18 protein-coding genes are annotated in these 17,532 nt (G+C 38.2%); 12 read left to right on the forward strand and 6 right to left on the reverse strand.

Going from position 1 to position 17,532, the window contains the following annotated elements; translation table 11 throughout:
- Window positions 1-90 precede the first annotated feature (90 nt).
- The 8 genes from glp (at window position 91) to moaCB (ending at window position 6,241) form a co-directional block, all read left to right on the forward strand.
- A complete protein-coding gene (glp, locus tag EA341_RS08090; RefSeq protein WP_293012846.1) occupies window positions 91-1,266 on the forward strand; it encodes a gephyrin-like molybdotransferase Glp in 1,176 nt (391 codons plus the stop codon).
- 2 nt (window positions 1,267-1,268) lie between these two features.
- A complete protein-coding gene (locus EA341_RS08095) occupies window positions 1,269-2,003 on the forward strand; it encodes a sulfite exporter TauE/SafE family protein (RefSeq protein ID WP_293012848.1) in 735 nt (244 codons plus the stop codon).
- A gap of 69 nt (window positions 2,004-2,072) precedes the next feature.
- A complete protein-coding gene (locus tag EA341_RS08100) occupies window positions 2,073-2,300 on the forward strand; it encodes a DUF433 domain-containing protein (RefSeq protein WP_293012850.1) in 228 nt (75 codons plus the stop codon).
- Window positions 2,297-2,644 carry a DUF5615 family PIN-like protein gene (locus tag EA341_RS08105; RefSeq protein WP_293012851.1) on the forward strand — a complete coding sequence of 116 codons (348 nt, stop codon included), beginning with the start codon at window positions 2,297-2,299 and terminating at the stop codon, window positions 2,642-2,644. The genes EA341_RS08100 and EA341_RS08105 overlap by 4 nt, the downstream gene beginning before the upstream one ends.
- A gap of 77 nt (window positions 2,645-2,721) precedes the next feature.
- On the forward strand, window positions 2,722-2,949 hold the full coding sequence (locus EA341_RS08110) for a MoaD/ThiS family protein (protein ID WP_293012852.1): 228 nt from the start codon (window positions 2,722-2,724) through the stop codon (window positions 2,947-2,949).
- 3 nt (window positions 2,950-2,952) lie between these two features.
- Window positions 2,953-4,038, forward strand: a complete 1,086-nt coding sequence (locus tag EA341_RS08115) for a HesA/MoeB/ThiF family protein (protein ID WP_293012853.1) — start codon at window positions 2,953-2,955, stop codon at window positions 4,036-4,038.
- 389 nt (window positions 4,039-4,427) lie between these two features.
- Complete coding sequence (locus EA341_RS08120; protein WP_293012854.1) at window positions 4,428-4,874, forward strand: molybdenum cofactor biosynthesis protein MoaE; 447 nt, start codon at window positions 4,428-4,430, stop codon at window positions 4,872-4,874.
- 452 nt (window positions 4,875-5,326) lie between these two features.
- On the forward strand, window positions 5,327-6,241 hold the full coding sequence (gene moaCB, locus EA341_RS08125) for a bifunctional molybdenum cofactor biosynthesis protein MoaC/MoaB (RefSeq protein WP_293012855.1): 915 nt from the start codon (window positions 5,327-5,329) through the stop codon (window positions 6,239-6,241).
- 98 nt (window positions 6,242-6,339) lie between these two features.
- Here moaCB and EA341_RS08130 read toward each other — a convergent pair whose 3' ends face one another.
- Window positions 6,340-6,732, reverse strand: coding sequence for a hypothetical protein (locus EA341_RS08130; RefSeq protein ID WP_293012856.1), 393 nt, complete (start codon window positions 6,730-6,732; stop codon window positions 6,340-6,342).
- Between the two features lie 261 nt (window positions 6,733-6,993).
- On the opposite strand from EA341_RS08130, the gene leuS reads away from it, so the two are divergent.
- From leuS to EA341_RS08145, 3 genes are all read left to right on the forward strand, one after another.
- Window positions 6,994-9,768 carry a leucine--tRNA ligase gene (gene leuS, locus EA341_RS08135; protein WP_293012858.1) on the forward strand — a complete coding sequence of 925 codons (2,775 nt, stop codon included), beginning with the start codon at window positions 6,994-6,996 and terminating at the stop codon, window positions 9,766-9,768.
- 73 nt (window positions 9,769-9,841) lie between these two features.
- Window positions 9,842-10,159: a hypothetical protein gene (locus tag EA341_RS08140; RefSeq protein WP_293012860.1), complete on the forward strand. Its 318-nt coding sequence runs from the start codon at window positions 9,842-9,844 to the stop codon at window positions 10,157-10,159.
- Between the two features lie 30 nt (window positions 10,160-10,189).
- Window positions 10,190-10,708, forward strand: a complete 519-nt coding sequence (locus EA341_RS08145; protein WP_293012861.1) for an FKBP-type peptidyl-prolyl cis-trans isomerase — start codon at window positions 10,190-10,192, stop codon at window positions 10,706-10,708.
- A gap of 24 nt (window positions 10,709-10,732) precedes the next feature.
- Here EA341_RS08145 and EA341_RS08150 read toward each other — a convergent pair whose 3' ends face one another.
- From EA341_RS08150 to EA341_RS08170, 5 genes are all read right to left on the reverse strand, one after another.
- On the reverse strand, window positions 10,733-11,689 hold the full coding sequence (locus EA341_RS08150) for an ABC transporter ATP-binding protein (RefSeq protein WP_293012862.1): 957 nt from the start codon (window positions 11,687-11,689) through the stop codon (window positions 10,733-10,735).
- Window positions 11,686-12,039: an MmcQ/YjbR family DNA-binding protein gene (locus tag EA341_RS08155; protein ID WP_293012863.1), complete on the reverse strand. Its 354-nt coding sequence runs from the start codon at window positions 12,037-12,039 to the stop codon at window positions 11,686-11,688. The genes EA341_RS08150 and EA341_RS08155 overlap by 4 nt, the downstream gene beginning before the upstream one ends.
- Before the next feature lie 63 nt (window positions 12,040-12,102).
- A complete protein-coding gene (locus EA341_RS08160) occupies window positions 12,103-12,294 on the reverse strand; it encodes a DUF6728 family protein (RefSeq protein WP_293012865.1) in 192 nt (63 codons plus the stop codon).
- A 44-nt stretch (window positions 12,295-12,338) separates the two neighbouring features.
- Window positions 12,339-14,318: a (E)-4-hydroxy-3-methylbut-2-enyl-diphosphate synthase gene (gene ispG, locus EA341_RS08165; protein WP_293012866.1), complete on the reverse strand. Its 1,980-nt coding sequence runs from the start codon at window positions 14,316-14,318 to the stop codon at window positions 12,339-12,341.
- A gap of 5 nt (window positions 14,319-14,323) precedes the next feature.
- The gene (locus EA341_RS08170) at window positions 14,324-15,031 is read right to left on the reverse strand and encodes an SDR family oxidoreductase (protein WP_293012867.1); all 708 of its coding nucleotides are present in this window, start codon (window positions 15,029-15,031) and stop codon (window positions 14,324-14,326) included.
- 127 nt (window positions 15,032-15,158) lie between these two features.
- Between EA341_RS08170 and EA341_RS08175 the strand changes: the two genes are divergently transcribed.
- Window positions 15,159-17,438 carry a helix-turn-helix domain-containing protein gene (locus EA341_RS08175; protein ID WP_293012868.1) on the forward strand — a complete coding sequence of 760 codons (2,280 nt, stop codon included), beginning with the start codon at window positions 15,159-15,161 and terminating at the stop codon, window positions 17,436-17,438.
- The last annotated feature ends 94 nt before the right edge of the window (window positions 17,439-17,532 follow it).

Below are 17,532 nucleotides of genomic sequence, written 5' to 3' on the forward strand. Positions count from 1 at the left end.
GATAAAAGCCAGGGTTAATTTCAACCATAATCAGCCAAAAAAGTCCCAAGCAGAATAGTTAAAAGAAGCCCATTTTATTGAAACACAAATATGATCTCAGTTACCGAAGCCAAATCCATACTCCAACAAAATATTCCACAGAAGAAAATTAAACTTTTCCCTCTGGAGTCAACCGAAGGTCTGATATGTGCAGAGGACATTGTTTCTCCCATAGATGTGCCTTCATTTGACAATTCCGCTATGGATGGTTATGCGCTTTCCTTGGAGCCAGGCAAATCCTCTTGGGAGTTAGCAGGTGAAATAGCTGCAGGAGCTAAAGAAACACCCACACTTACATCCGGAAAAGCAGTCAGAATTTTTACAGGAGCACCAACTCCTAAAGGTGCAGATACCGTAATTCCTCAAGAATGGGTAGAAATAAAGGATGGGAAGTTAAGCTTCGATACCAATAACTTTAAGAAAGGAGATCATATCAGGCTGAAAGGAGCCCAAACCAAAACGGGAGATCGAATCATGCAGGCAGGAACAGAGATCAGTCCCGGAGGAATCGGGCTGCTGGCTTCAGTTGGCATTGAGCATGTCCCTGTTTTTTGCCCACCATCTGTAGGATTGATCATCACAGGGAATGAAATCAAGGAAATTGGCCAACCTTTAGCATTTGGCGAAATATACAATGCCAATGGACCTCTTCTAAATGCTTACCTGAAAAAAGAAGGCATCATTGAAATAGAAACCATCAGAGTTGAAGACAATGCGGCAATGGTAAGGCAATCAATCACCAAAGCTTTGGCAAATCATGATTTGATCATTTTATCGGGAGGGATCTCTGTTGGAGACTATGATTATGTGAAAGCAGGTTTGGAAAGTGCTGGAGTTCAAGAGTTGTTTTATAAAATCAAGCAGAAACCAGGGAAACCAATTTTTGTAGGCAGAAAAGATCAAAAAATGATTTTCGCACTCCCTGGTAATCCTGCATCTGTTATTACTTGTTTCAACCAATACGTTAAACCAAGTATTAAGCAGTGGATGGGCCATCAAAGTTCTTGGGAGCCAACCCATATTTTACCCTTAGCAAAAGCTGTAAAAACCAATCCTAAGCTTACTTTTTTCTTGAAAGCTAAGATTGAAAATGATAAAGTTGACATTCTTAGTGGACAGGAATCCTTTAATCTGATTGCTTTTTCTCAGGCAGATTCTTTTGTAGAGATTCCTGAAGGAATAGAAAGCTTAGAGGCTGGTGAAAAAGTAGCGGTTTATACCTGGTAAGTATGGAATCATTTTGGTGGTTATTGTATATTCTGATGCCAGTCGCTGCGTTTTTATATGCTGCTGTTGGTCATGGCGGCGCCAGTTCATACCTGATGTTTTTAGCCATCTTCAACTTTGCCCCCGAAGAGATTCGCCCAACGGCCTTGATACTGAATATCATCGTTTCCTTTATGGCTTTTATGGCCTATCGAGGAACTGTAAAGTTTCCAATCAAACTCTTTTTATCTATCATCATCTTTTCGGTACCTGCAGCATTTCTAGGTGGAAAAATCCTTGTTGACACAGCTGTTTATAAACAAATTCTCGGTATTCTTCTGTTCTTTCCGATTTTGAGATTTCTGAATGTCTTTCCGACTGCATCCACACAAAAGGCCTCTCAAAATCTACTCCTTACTGCAGTGATCGGTTTAAGCATTGGTTTTGTATCAGGATTGATTGGCATTGGAGGGGGAATCATACTTTCACCTATACTCCTGCTTTTAGGCTGGGCCAATATGAAAGAAACAGCCGCAGTAAGCGCTCTTTTTATATTTTTCAATTCCATTTCGGGACTTATCGGAGCCAGTACTTTTACTGTAGACCTAGACCCTCAATTGTGGATTTTAATGCCATTGACCATCGCAGGTGGAGCACTAGGAGCTTATATGGGAGCCAAAAAATTCAATTATCAAGGCGTAAAATATACTTTAACTGTTGTACTTCTTATTGCAGCTGTGAAATTGATTTTGGGATAAAGAACTTGACCCGAAGAATTTATTCTTAATGAAATAAATCACGTATATTTAATTGTAAAGAAAGTAGCTATGGTTAATTACAAGTCAATTATTACGATCGAGTCTGGAAAAAGAGGTGGGAAACCTTGTATTCGAGGAATGAGAATCACTGTAGGTGACGTATTGGGTTGGTTAGCTTCAGGAATGAGTATATCAGAGATTCTTGAGGAATATGAAGAATTAACAGAAATTGATATCTATGCGGTTCTCAGCTATGCAGCTGATAAGGAAAATAAAACTTTTCAATTGGCTGTATGAAGCTATTGTTCGATCAAAACATTTCATTCCGTATTCTTAAATTACTTCACAAACAGTTCGATAAGTCAAGTACTATTAAAAATGAAGGATTAATTAATGCAACAGATAAAGAAATCTGGGATTTTGCGAGAATTAATGGCTATGTAATAGTAACACAAGATGCTGATTTTAGTGATTTAAATAGTCTATATGGATTTCCGCCGAAAATAATCTGGATTAGGACTGGAAACTTGACAACCTCAAAATTAGCTAATTTACTTTCAGAGAATAGAGAAGAAATCTACAAATTCATTGACAATAAAAAATTCGGATCTTTCGAAATAGTTTCTTTCAAAAACCATTAAACCTTCTTTTTAAATAACATTCCTTCAAGAAAAGAACTCAGAATGTTATCTTTGAATTAAAGCATAGAACAGAAAGAATGAAAATACTAGCCTTCGGGAAAATTGTAGAATTATTGGGCAAAACAGAGTTGGAATTAGACAACATGCCTAATACGGACATTCTGTTGGGTTTTTTGCAGCAGCAATATCCCGAACTCAAAAACATGAAGTTTAGCCTTGCAGTTAACAAAAAGCAGGTCACTGGAAATACAGAAATTCCTCAAGGAGCAGAGGTTGCACTTTTGCCACCATTCTCTGGAGGATAATCAATGAACAGGTTCGAAAGACAATATATTCTGCCCGGTTTTGGGCAAGCTTCTCAGCAGAAACTCCTTGATGCGAAAGTCTTGGTAGTTGGCGCAGGAGGATTGGGTTGTCCTGCCCTACTCTATCTCAGTGCAGCCGGGATTGGTACGATTGGGATTGTCGATGGAGATCATGTATCAGTATCAAATCTCAATCGGCAGGTTTTATTCGGCCATGAAGACTTGGGTAAAAACAAAGCCTCCACTGCTACCAAAATCATTTCAGCAAAGTACCCTGATCTAAAGATCAATGTCATCTCTGAATTCCTAAGGACTGACAATATCTTGAGTATACTCCAAGAATATGACTTGATTGTGGATGGTTCTGATAATTTCCCTACCCGATATTTGGTTAATGATGCTTGTGTATTGCTAGGCAAACCATTGGTTTTTGGGGCCATTTATCAAAATGAAGGACAGGTTGCTATTTTCAATACCAAAGGAAAAACATCAGCCAATTACCGGGACATCTATCCCGTCGCTCCTGCTCCTGAAGAAGTTCCAAATTGCAATGAAACAGGAGTTCTAGGTGTATTGCCGGGAACAATTGGAACCATGATGGCAAATGAAACCATCAAATTGCTCACAGGGTATGGAGAAACTTTGTCAGACAAAATGCTCTTTTATAATCTCCTCAATCACGCATCATACCAAGTAGAACTCAGTAAAAACCCTGATAGCGAAAAACATCGCCCACAATCAGCAGAAGCATTGTTGCAGATGGATTATTCGGATTTTTGTGGCTTCAGTTCGCAAATTAACTGGCAAGAAGCTACAACTTTACTAAAAACCAAAGATCAAAGTATTTTGATAGATGTGAGAGCAGCCGATGAATTACCACAGCTTGTTTCTCTGGAATTCACTCGGATAGCATTAGATCAAATCGAAGTAAGAAAAAATGAATTGTCAACATACCAGAATGTCTTGCTCTTTTGCCAAACAGGCATTAGAAGTCTAAAAGCAGCCAAGATTCTTCAAAGACAGTTCCGTGATAAAAATATTCTGTCAATTGAGGGGGGGATTTTAAAATATTATGGGGATTTGGAATAGATATTAGATGTTATGATATTGAAATATGCTTCGCGAAATAAAGTAGAAATATATTGAAATAGATATTAATAGATATGCTTTGATATTAGAGATACTGGAGGATATTCGATATCTAAATGTAATTCATGAAATATTGTGGAAATATGCTTCGCGAAATAAAATTGAAATATGTAAGCGAACTCAAAAGAGCTCAAAATCAAAAAAAAGTACTTCCGCAGCCTACTTTACGAACATCGCTTCACCCGCTGCGTGAAGTATGAAGCACAAAGAGTATTTCAACAATATTTCCATTTATTTCTATAGTATTTCTATTAAAAATAAGCCCCTGAGGTTTAAGATCATACTTAACTTAGTGTCTTAGTGCCTTCGTGGCCCAAAACATAAAAACCATGGAAAAGAAAAGAACACCCAAAAACATATTTGTAGAAGGAGCAATCTCTCCAGAGAAAATCGCTAAATCCATCGCCAACCATAGTAGCAAAACAGATATTGGCGGACACAGCATTTTCTTGGGACAAGTGAGAGCGGATCAAAAAGAAGATGGAATTGTCAAGGCTATAGAATATACAGCCTACGAAGACATGGCTTTACAACAAGCTTATGAAATCCGTGAAGCTGTCTTCTCCAAATATCCCTTGAGCTGCATGCATATTTACCATAGTTTGGGAGAGGTCAAAACAGGAGAAATCTGTCTCTTCGTCTTCACTTCCTCCAAACACCGTAAAGCTGCCATCGATGCCTGCGAGGAACTCGTAGAACGCATCAAAAAAGAACTCCCTATCTGGGGAAAAGAAATCTTGGATAATGAAAGTTCAGAGTGGAAGGTGAATACTTAAATATTAGATATTGATTGATATTGGATATTATTTGATACTGGCTTAGCTACATAATCTGAAATAAGGTAGAAATATACTTCGTGAAATAACATAGAAATATCTATAAATAGAGTTGAAATTGATACTTATAGATATTGATTGATATAATAAATGAAATATGCTTCGCGAAATAATTAGAAATATAGCTGTGGCGAAATATTGTTGAAATGGATATTGATTGTTAATAGAAACATAATTGTCATTTGATCCACCCCTGCGCTCGCTGCGCCAATCGTTGCGTTCGCTGTGTGAACGACAAAAATTATCATCTCTAAAAAGACAATATCAAAATATCGCCAAAGGCTATTATCATCAAGTATCTACTCCTTATTTCAACCATATTTCCACTTTATTTCTATAGTATTTCAACCCTATTTCTACCATAATTAATCCTCTAACCTCTAGATTCTAACATGATCAACATAACCCATAAATCTACCACCCTTCGAAAAGCCATTGCACAGGCCATCGTCAAAGTAAGTTCTGAGGAAACAATCGCGGCCATTGTTGACAAAAAAGTCCCAAAAGGAGATGTTTTCGAGATGGCAAAGGTGGCGGGACTTTTTGCTGCCAAACGGACTGCGGACATGATACCCGATTGCCATCCCCTACCCATCGAATACACGTCGGTTAGCTATGACATCAAAGGTTTGGAAGTCTATGTTTTAGTGGAAATTCACACCATCTACAAGACTGGTGTAGAAGTTGAGGCCATGCATGCCGCATCAGTTGTCGCGCTGACCATGTACGACATGCTAAAACCCATTGATAAAAATATCAGTATTGAGCAGATTAAATTGGTGGAGAAAAAAGGAGGGAAAAGTGATTTTTCAAAAGACAAAACCCTAGAGCTCAAGGCGGCTGTGATCGTATGTTCGGACACTATTTCCGCTGGACAGAAAGAGGATAAAGCTGGTAAAGTCATTATCAGCAAACTGGAGCAGTATCATGTCAGCATTCAGGATTACCTCGTAATCCCAGATGAAAAAGAAGAAATTCAAAGTAAGTTGAAAGACCTTACAGCACAAGGAATCAATATGGTGATTTTTACAGGTGGAACGGGTCTTTCACCAAGGGACATCACACCTGATTCCATCCGTCCCATGATCGAAAAAGAAGTACCTGGCATAGAAGAAGCCATTCGCAACTATGGCCAACAACGCATGCCATACGCTATGCTTTCCCGATCTGTAGCTGGATTAATTGGTAACACTCTAGTCCTTGCTTTACCTGGTTCCACCAAAGGTTCGGAAGAGTGCATGGATGCTGTTTTCCCAGCCGTATTGCATGTTTTTAAGGTCTTGGAAGGACCGAGTTACAGGCATTAAAATGTATTAGAGTCTAGAGGATGCTCTGTTGGATTCGCTGTCTGAGAAATGAAGGACATTTACCTAAAAAAAATAAACGCAATCAATAATAAAAAGCCTCAATCAAAAATCTCCACGTGATATACATCAGTTTGATTCCGGCATATGCCTTTAACCTCGAATCCTCCTTCTTGAGGAATTTCCTCAATCAAATCAAAAACTTCGCAGTCATTTGACAATCCTTCAAAGATCAATGTAAAGTGATGTTTTGAACCAAAAACATGTAACCATTCTGGAAAAAATGGAATCCTATCCGCATTCAGTAATTTAGATTTGTCAGCTCCCTCTCTGGGAACCAAAAAAGTACTTGGCCAAATTCTGATTTGCCACCATGAATGTGTTGTAGAAATACTAACATGGACGATAACTTGGCGTTCTACCCTAATTTGTTCTTGGGCATCAGCAATCAGTTTTCTTTCCAGATCAACTATAGGGGTAATTATTTTTCCCAAAACACAGAATTTGAATTGAATGTAATTAAATTATTTGTTCAATTACAGTGAATTGACAAGCAAAGTTCAATGTGATATTGAAAATTGATAAATCTGGACCTATCGATTCAACCAAAAACCGGTATTCAAAAACGATTGATTTTTCAATCATTAGAGAACCATTCTGGTCGTTATGACATCAATCAGGAATTATCCACCGAATCCCGCTATTTTTTCTATTTTTGCAAGCTGTTAGACAATATTTTAAAGAATTCGCTAATAATGGCTGATTATAATCCTCAAGTAATAGAAAAAAAATGGCAGCAATACTGGGAGAAAAACCAGATTTTCAATGCCAAAGTTGACCCTAGCAAACCAAAGTTTTATTCATTAGACATGTTCCCCTATCCTTCAGGGGCGGGATTACATGTAGGACATCCTTTAGGCTATATAGCTTCTGATATCGTCACCCGATATAAAAGGCTTCAGGGCTTTAATGTCCTGCATCCTATGGGTTATGATTCCTTTGGTCTTCCAGCAGAGCAATACGCCATTCAGACTGGCCAACACCCTGCCATTACCACGGAGGAAAATATAAAAAGGTATACTGAACAGCTGAAAAATATAGGGTTTGCTTTTGACTGGGATAAAGAGGCCCGTACCTCAAACCCTGACTATTATAAATTTACCCAGTGGATTTTCATGCAGCTTTTCAACAGCTACTATGACAAATCAGAGGATAAAGCCAAAAGTATCCAATCACTGATCAGCAAATTTGAAAGCAATGGGAACATTGGAGTTGATGCGGTCTGTGATGAAGAAACAAAGGAATTTAGCGCAACAGATTGGGCAGCCTTTTCTGAAAAAGAAAAGCAGGAAATACTTCTAAAATACAGGTTGACCTATTTGGCAGAAACCACCGTCAACTGGTGTGCGGCTTTGGGTACGGTACTTTCCAATGATGAAGTAAAAGACGGCTTTTCAGAAAGAGGTGGGCATCCTGTAGAACGCAAGAAAATGATGCAGTGGTCCATGCGAATCACCGCATATGCGGACCGACTTTTGAAAGGACTTGAGACCGTAGACTGGAATGAACCCATCAAAGAAATGCAGCGCAACTGGATTGGGAAATCCACTGGTGCAGAGATGGTCTTTCAAGTAAAAGGCCAAGATAAATTAATCAAGGTTTTTACAACTAGAATAGATACCATTTACGGAGTGACTTATTTGGCATTAGCTCCTGAGCACGATTATGTAAAAGATCTGATCACAGCAGACCAAAAAGCCACAGCAGAAGCTTATGTAGAAGTTGCCAAAAACAGGTCTGAGCGTGAAAGAATGTCTGATGTCAAAACCATTTCTGGGGCTTTCACAGGTTCTTATGCCATCAACCCTTTCAACGGTGAGGAGATCCAAATCTGGGTAGCCGATTATGTATTGGCAGGTTATGGTACTGGCGCTGTCATGGCAGTCCCCGCTCATGATGAACGAGATTATAATTTTGCCAAACATTTTGGATTGGAAATCAGGCAGGTCATCGAAGGCAGTATGGAGGAAGGTTCTTTCCCTGGCAAAGGAGGAACCATCATGAATTCTGACTTCCTTTCGGGTTTGGAGATGAAAGATGCGATGGATAAAGCCATTGCTTTCTTAGAAGAAAATAAAATTGGGAAAGGTAAAATCCAATACAGGATGCGTGACGCCATCTTTACCCGTCAGCGCTACTGGGGAGAGCCACTTCCTGTCTATTTCAAGGAAGGATTACCTTATCTGATTGATGAAAAAGATTTGCCTTTGGTATTGCCGGAGGTTGATAAATATTTGCCAACTGAAGATGGAGAGCCACCTTTGGCCAGAGCCAAGGATTGGAACTACAGTACCGAGGAAGGTACATTCCCCTTAGAAAGAAGCACCATGCCAGGATGGGCAGGCTCAAGTTGGTATTTCTTCCGCTACATGGATGCTAAGAACACCGAGAAGTTTGTAGATCCTGAAGTAGCCAAATACTGGGGAGCGGTGGACCTCTATATTGGAGGTGCTGAACATGCCACAGGACACTTGCTATATTCTAGATTCTGGACCAAGTTCTTATTTGATATCGGTGCAGTGGATATACAGGAGCCTTTCCAGAAAATGATCAATCAGGGTATGATTCAGGGAAGGTCGAATTTTGTCTATAGAATCAAAGGCAGCAATAAGTTTGTAAGCCTTGGTTTGAAGGATCAATACGAAACCTCTGCCATGCATGTGGATGTGAACATTGTTTACAATGACCAATTGAATTTAGATAAATTCAAGGCTTGGAGGCCTGATTTGGCGGATGCGGAATTTATCCTGGAAGACGGCAAATACATCTGCGGTGCCGAAGTGGAAAAAATGTCCAAATCAAAGTATAATGTGGTCAACCCTGACGACATCATAGAAAGATATGGGGCAGATACTTTAAGGCTTTATGAAATGTTTTTGGGTCCTTTAGAACAGTTTAAGCCTTGGAACACCAACGGTATTGACGGTGTGTCCAAATTCTTGAAAAAGCTTTGGAAGCTTTACCATGACAACAATGGTAATATTTCCATTTCTGATGACAAGCCTAGCGCTGAGGAATTGAAGACTTTACATAAGACCATTAAGAAAACCCAAGAAGATTTAGAGAATTACTCTTTCAATACTTCTGTGGCTTCCTTTATGATCTGCGTCAACGAACTGACTGCCCAAAAGTGTAACAAAAGAGCAATCCTGGAACCTTTGGCTGTGATTGTGTCTTCTTATGCGCCCCATATTGCGGAAGAACTTTGGACATTGTTAGGACATAAAGATTCTGTCATCTATGCTACTTTCCCGGAATTCAAAGAAGAGTTCTTGGTAGAAAGTAACCATGAATACCCTGTTTCTATCAATGGAAAAATGCGTACAAAGTTGACACTTTCACTAGCTCTTTCTAAAGAAGAGATCGAAAAAGCAGCTATGTCTGATGATACAGTACAAAAGTGGGTTGAAGGAAAAACTCCTAAAAAAGTCATTGTCATTCCAGGGAAAATCGTCAACATAGTAGTTTAAAATAAATCCAAAAATAGGGGGTTATTGCATAACTAACGTTAGCCTAAAACCCCATATTTTAAAATCTCATAGGATGAATCGCTTTTTTATAAAATTTGCAGCACTGGTCTCTTCGGGAATTTTCGCGTACTCTTACCTAAGAGAATGGGTCGGTGCAAAGTGGTTGGACGAGGACATATTTCTTCTACCCAACAATGAAAATGCGCCATACTTCCATAATTCTGAATCACTTTACCTCAGGGTGATTTTTATTTTTGGACTTTTATTCACTGCCATTTTCATAGCTTCGGCATATTTTACTATCAAAAAGAAAGAGAAAATGATCATGCTTTGCTTCGTTCTAAGTATGTTTAGCATTTTTGTTGTTATGCTAAATGGGGCAATAAAATAATTGTAGTTTTGTATTTGAATATCAAAGATTATGGAAATAGCAGAAAAAATGATCGTAGGCCTCACCTACGAGTTGAAAGTAAGTAAAGAGGAGGATGAAATTGAATCTGTTCCGTTCAGTGTGGAAGTTAGGGATAAAGAAGATCCATTTTACTTTCTTTTCGGTAACAGTGGATTACCTGAAAAATTTGAAGAATCACTTTCCGGAAAAAAGGAAGGTGAGAGTTTCAACTTTGTACTAAAAACAGAAGAGGCCTATGGTGAAGCATCGGAGGAATTGGTGATGGAATTTCCCAAAACACAATTTTCAGAAGCGCAGGGCTTTGAACCCGGGATGTTGGAAGAAGGCAATTTCCTCCCGCTTATAGATGAAAACGGGTACCCAATGCAGGCTAAGGTTATAAAAGACTTAGGTGATAATGTCCTTTTAGATTTCAATCATCCTCTGGTAGGCTTTGACCTTCATTTCGACGGAGAGGTTTTCGAAGTGAGGGAAGCCACCGAAGAAGAGTTGGAAAATGGTCATACCAATGAAGATTCAGAAGATTAAAAAAATCCCCTACCCAGGGGATTTTTATTGAAAGGATATTTCTTTATCCTTTTCCCATTTCAAATAAACCTTATCTCCAACGTTGAAAACTCTTTTTTTATCTTCCGCTTTCCAGAATTGCCCTGTTGAAAGTTGCACCGTGAGTTGATTATAATGGATCAGGTATTTTTTATCGACCACTTTCGCCTTTTGCCCACTGGTTTTGAATAAAAACAAATCAGATGGCCTGATATAGGTGTTTTTGGTATGGGGAATTTCATTTAGGTAACTGAATAATTTGGCAGCATAGAGATTTTTTGGTTTAAGAAAAATTGAAGCTGCATCTCCTGATTGAATGATTCTCCCTCTTCGGATAATAACCAGAGAGTCGCTCATCTGTAAAGCATCATCTAAATCATGAGTAACAAAGAGTACTGTGATATTCAGTTTTTGGAAAATCAGCTTTAATTCTTCAATCAATTCCCTGCTTTGAATGGTGTCCAAGCTTGAAAATGGTTCATCCAGTAAAATCACTGAAGGCTCAAGGCTCAATGCCCTTCCTATTGCAACTTTTTGCTGTTGTCCACCAGACAATTCCCTTGGGAATTTATCCTTAAAGTCTCTTAATCTCAAAAGAGCAAGGATCGTGTCCAACCGATGCGCCCGATAATCCTTGTCATATTGCAAAAGAGGTCTAAGTATATTTTCTTCAACAGTACTATTAGGAAAAAGCTTATAATCTTGATAAACCAACTGGATTTCATCATAACCAGGAACCAATTTTTCTTTTGGCCCTAAAATTCGCTCACCTGCTAAAAACACTTCTCCAGAATCTCTGTTTTCCGTCCCAGCGATAATTCTGAGTAAGGTGCTTTTTCCGGATCCGCTTTCCCCTATCAAAGAGGTTATTTTACCTTTTGGCAAATCCAATGAAAAATCTTTTAATACAGGTTTTCCCTCTTCATAATACTTATCAATATGTTCTATTTTAAGTAAACTCATGATTTGGATATGAGGTCTTTCACCTTTTTGGGTAGTGTATCCAAAATCATTTCATAAGAATGATCCACCAGTTCTAAAATTAATTTATCCGCAACAGTTTTATTGAACGCTACTGTGTTCCAATGCTTCTTGTTCATATGGTAGCCAGGAACGATATCAACGTATTCTTCCCTTAATTCCTCAGCCCAGTCCGGATCACATTTTAAGTTCACACTTTCAAATAGCTCAATATCTATTATGGCAAAAATCTTTCCACCTACCTTAAAGCAAAGGGTGTTATTATCAAAAGGGGTATCTTCTACAACACCTTTTTTCGAAAGGCAATACTCTCTGAAAAAAACAATATCCATAGTAAACTATATCGAAATACCGACAATGAAAATCGTAATCAATATATCAATATAAATTATAAATCAAGCACACCGCTTCACTGTCCAAATAATAATGGCAGCTAAAAACATAAGAATTGAGATCTTATTTATTCCGTGCATCATTTTCAAATTAAAATTCGAAGGTTTTTCTGGATCTGGTTTTTGAAAAACTCTGAAGAAATAATTCCCAACTTCTCCAAGTTTAAAAAATTCCTTAAGTCTATTTTTTGACATTTTTTTATTTGTCTTGTATTTGGATTCGTTATTGTAACAAAATACTAGGACTCTGGTTCAGTCCAAGCGCCTTCTTTTTTGATGATTTCTATAAGTTCATCCACAGCTTTGGCAGAAGGAACTGAGCGTTTCACTACCTCTTTACCTTTATAGAGTGTAATTTTCCCTTTCCCGGACCCAACATAACCAAAATCTGCATCTGCCATTTCTCCTGGTCCATTCACAATACATCCCATAATTCCAATTTTCACCCCTTTCAGGTGATCTGTCCTTTTTCTGATCATGGCTGTGGTCTCCTGCAGATCAAAAAGGGTCCTTCCACAAGAAGGACAAGAAATGTATTCCGTCTTGGACATACGGGTGCGGGCAGCTTGCAATACCCCGAAACTAATGGAATTATGGGTTTTGATTTGCTCTAGTTTAGATTCCCTTGACAGAGCCTGATAAGCATTCCCTCCTATCATAATTCCGTCGCCTAAGCCATCAATCAATAAACCGCCTATATCTGTAGCGGTGTAAAGCATAGTTTTATCATTACTTTGTTGAACGTATTCAACTTTTACCACCACTGGTAATTTGACATTATTTTCATGTAAAGAAACAAAAGCTCTCCTCAAAGCCGGATAGGTATGGGTATTTGATGTATGAAGAATAATGACCAAATCATTCCTACCTTTTATCAGAGGAATAGCCCGCTCTATTTCCGCTACATTGAGAAACAAAAAATTCAATAAAGGGTGTAATTCAGAAGACTCCTTAAATTCAGAAAGACTAAAAGCCGGGAATTTATTGTCTCTATCCTCTGTATTTTTCCAAATTGGGAAATTTTGGATTTCCTTCATCCCATTTGGTAACATGAATGGGATAGGATTAGACCCTGTAAACACAAAGTCTGCTCCTTGGTCATTCATTTTCCACTTATCCAACTCTGGAAGGTAGAAGTGTCCTACCTGCTTCATTTCCTTTGGAGAGATATTTTCTATGGAAGAAATATCAGCAATTACCCTTGGCACATTCCCTTCTCCAAAATTATATATTTCAGCGCTCTCTCTTTTGCTATACTCAAAAGGTGAGAAAGGATATTCATTGATTTCCGGAATTGGATCATGACCTTTCCTGTTTTCGTAGCGATCAACCAGTGCCTTTGCAACAGGAGCTTCAAATTCAGGATCTTCAGTCAAAGATACCCTGACAGTATCTCCAAGTCCATCTTCCAAAAGCGTCCCGATTCCAACAGCAGACTTTATTCTACCGTCTTCTCCATCACCCGCCTCTGTTACTCCTAAATGTAAAGGATAGGGTTTGAAACCACCTTCCTCAAGTTTTTGAACCAGAAGCCTATAGGCTTGTACCATCACCTGTGTATTGGATGATTTCATGGAGATCACTATGTCAAAAAAACTTTCATCCTCACATATTCTCAAAAATTCCAAAGCAGACTCTACCATACCAAGCGGGGTATCTCCATACCTACTCATGATACGATCAGAAAGCGAGCCATGATTGGTTCCTATCCGCATGGCTGTTCCATGTTCTTTACAGATTTTAACCAAAGGAAGGAAACGTTCTCTTATTCTTTCTAACTCCTCTTGATAGCTTTCATCAGTATATTCAATGACTTCAAATTTTTTCTTGTCTGCGTAATTCCCAGGATTGATACGAACCTTCTCTACAATTTTCGCAGCAATTTCCGCAGCATTTGGAGTAAAATGGATATCTGCCACTAGAGGAGTATTGTAACCCCTTTTCTTCAGTTCGTCTTTGATGTTCTGAAGATTTTCGGCCTCCTTAATACTGGGAGCTGTGATACGGATCAACTGACAGCCACTTTCAATCATGCGGATACATTGCTCCACAGAACCTTCCGTATCCATAGTATCTACTGTAGTCATTGACTGCACGACAATAGGATTATTTCCACCTATAATAACATCGCCCACTTTAACTGGGATGGTTTTCCTTCGGGAATAGCTGGTCAGGCTGTTACAGTATTTAATTCGTTTCAATAATGCTTTGGTTTCCATGGGATTTATAGATCTCCTAATTGTGGTCTGATTACTATTTCTTCAACAACTGAACTTGGAGAAAGGTTATAAGCTCCCCAAACGGACTCTGCAACATCAGAGGCTTTCATAAAACGCTCTTCTGGAATCTCCACCCCTTCCCAGCTGGCTGTAAAAGTTGCGCCTGGCAAAATAGATGTAACTTTAACATTAAAATCTTTGAGCTCTTGCCTCAAACATTTGGTAAAACCCAACATTGCCCATTTAGATATTGCATAACTACCTCCATTAGCATAAGCAGTCAATCCCGCAATGGAACCAATCGAGAAAATATGCCCTGAATTCCTCTCAATCATTTCGGCTGTAAATTCCCTTGTCAAGTAGTAGGCAGAATAGAGGTTGGTTTCAATCATCAATTCCAAATTACCTTCAGGTTCAGTATGAATGGCACCTGGAAGAAATACTCCTGTATTATTGATCAGTACTTCTGGAGGGCCAATCTCCGATTTCACTTTCTTTGCAAAGGCAATAACCTGATCTTTTTTTGATAGATCAGCTTTGACAACAAGTATTTTCTGATTGGGGAAATTCTTTTTGAAATACTCCTTGAGTTCATTCAGATCTGCTTCATTTCTTGCACAGGTAGAGATATCAAAACCCTTCTTGGCAAACCTTTCAATGATTTCTCTACCAATTCCTTTGGTGCCTCCTGTTACTACAATATGTTTTGACATTTACTTCGTGTTTTAATAGTTAGTATGACAACTATCTAGCTTGGGCAAAGTTACATTTTTTTAAAAGATTTGCGAACTTAAACGGTTAATCCTCTTTTAAAGAACCATTTTAAGCTAATTTTAAAATATGGAAGATCAAGTTACTGACAAGCTAGAGCTGGCTGCCCAGTTTGTAAATAGCACGAACAGCCCTATTTTTCTAACTGGAAAGGCTGGAACCGGAAAAACAACATTTCTAAGAAGTTTGGGAAACCTCACATACAAAAAATATGTGGTAGTAGCTCCTACAGGAATCGCAGCCTTGCATGCCAAAGGAGTAACTATCCATTCTCAATTTCTTTTGCCACTAGGTTCATTTTTACCCACACAAGAACCAGACGGAAATTTTGGTACTGGAGCAAATTTTTATACCCAGCAAACACTGAGTAGGAGACATCCATTGAATGCCGCAAGAAGAAGTGTTCTAAAGTCGATTGACCTATTGATTATAGATGAAGTTAGTATGTTAAGGGCAGATGTATTGGATGCTATTGACTTCAGGTTAAAAACAATAAAAAGAAACTTCGATGAACCTTTTGGAGGAGTACAATTATTAATGATTGGGGATTTATTTCAATTACCTCCTATCGTTAAGGATCATGAATGGAGAGTGTTGGGGAAGTTTTACAGAAGCATGCATTTTTTCGAAGCACATGGTTTGAGAAACTCTGGAATGGTCTACTTGGAATTAGATAAAATATTCAGGCAGCAGGACAATACTTTCATCCAAATTCTCAATAATCTGAGAGAAAATAAAGTAACAGAAAACGACATTAAAATTCTGAATTCTTACTTCAAGTCTCACGAGGAAATTAAAAGTATTGAGGATGCCATTACGATTACTACCCACAATTACAAAGCTGAGGAGATCAATCGTAAAGCATTGAATGAGTTACCTGGAAAGTTGTATCAATATGAGGCTGAAATAGCAAATGATTTTTCTGAGAATCTTTTTCCACTTCCTAAAATACTGGAGCTCAAGGTAGGTGCTCAAATCATGTTTGTGAAAAATGATACTAGTGGTTTTTCTGAATTTTTTAATGGAAAAATGGCAAAAGTAAAAGAACTCTCCTCCAATGAAATAATCGTGACTTTCGAAGGAAGAGAAGATGGATACAAACTGAGAAAAGAGAGTTGGGAAAACAAGAAGTACGTTATTCATGAAGACACAAAGGAACTTGAAGAAGAAGTTATTGGAACTTTTGAACAATTCCCAATAAAGCTTGCATGGGCTGTCACCGTACATAAGAGTCAAGGATTGACCTTTGAAAAAGCAATAATTGACGTAGGACAGGCATTTGCTCCTGGTCAGGTATACGTAGCATTGAGTAGATTAAGGTCAATGGATGGACTTATTTTAAGAACCAGGATTTCTCCAGCTACCATCAATAATGATCAAAGTGTTGTGAATTTTTCAAAAAGCACCGAAGCCCTTCCGCCTTTAGAGAAAATATTAGAAGATAGGCAAAGCAATTTTGTACAAAAACTTGCCATCCAAACTTTTGATTTCAAAGATATATTAGACTCAATACAAAGTTTTGAGAAAAATGCTGACAGTAGCTTAGAGTTTGAGGATGAAGAAATGAGAAAAGCCATGAGTAATTTAAAAAGCTTAATCTCTGAGGAGCTTGATTATTTAGGCAAATTCCAAAATCAACTCAATAGGCTTATCTACAACCAAGAAATAGCATTGCTTCAAGAAAGACTAGAAAAAGCTGAACAATATTATGAGCATAAGTTAGAAAACATCCTTTTCAAACTTCTAATACACCATGCAGAGGTAGATAGGTTATCAAAGACTCAGACATACAGAGACAAGCTTGATGAAGTACAATTATCTATTTTAAAAAAAATAGTCCAAATAAAGAAAGTAGCAAAAATTATACTTTCCGTCATCGAAGGTTCTCCGATAGGTAAATTAGAAAAAATAGATCTTGAGGTATCTTCGCTGCGGTCTAAACTGGCTAAAGAAGCTGAAAAGCTGGCTAAAGAAAATCCGAAATTTTTGAAAAACAAAACGGGAAAAAGGAAAAAAGGAAGCCCTAATGTAAAGCTTGAAAAAGGGGAAACTTACGAAATAACTTATCTTATGAGTGATCAAGGGGCTAGTATTGAAGAAATTGCCCTTCAGCGAGGACTTGCTGAATCTACTATAAAAGGACATTTGGCAAAAGGAATTCAAAAAGGAAGAGTATTGCTTTCATCCCATATGAAATCTGAATTGATAGAAGAAATTTCTTCTATCATAAAAAGATTCGATGCTGACCTGGTGAAAATAAGGCAAGAAATGCCAGGAATATATGATTATGGCACTTTAAAAATGGTTGCGGCACATCTGGGTTTAATTAAAGAAAAAAAAGCGGATTAAGATTATCAATAAACCACACAATTAAGATAAGAGAAGAAAAGGTGGTATGCCCCATCATCGGTGTCTTTTGGTGTTAAAATGTTCCCGCTCACTT

Source organism: Mongoliibacter sp. (assembly GCF_007692705.1).
In the GTDB taxonomy this organism is placed as follows: domain Bacteria; phylum Bacteroidota; class Bacteroidia; order Cytophagales; family Cyclobacteriaceae; genus Mongoliibacter.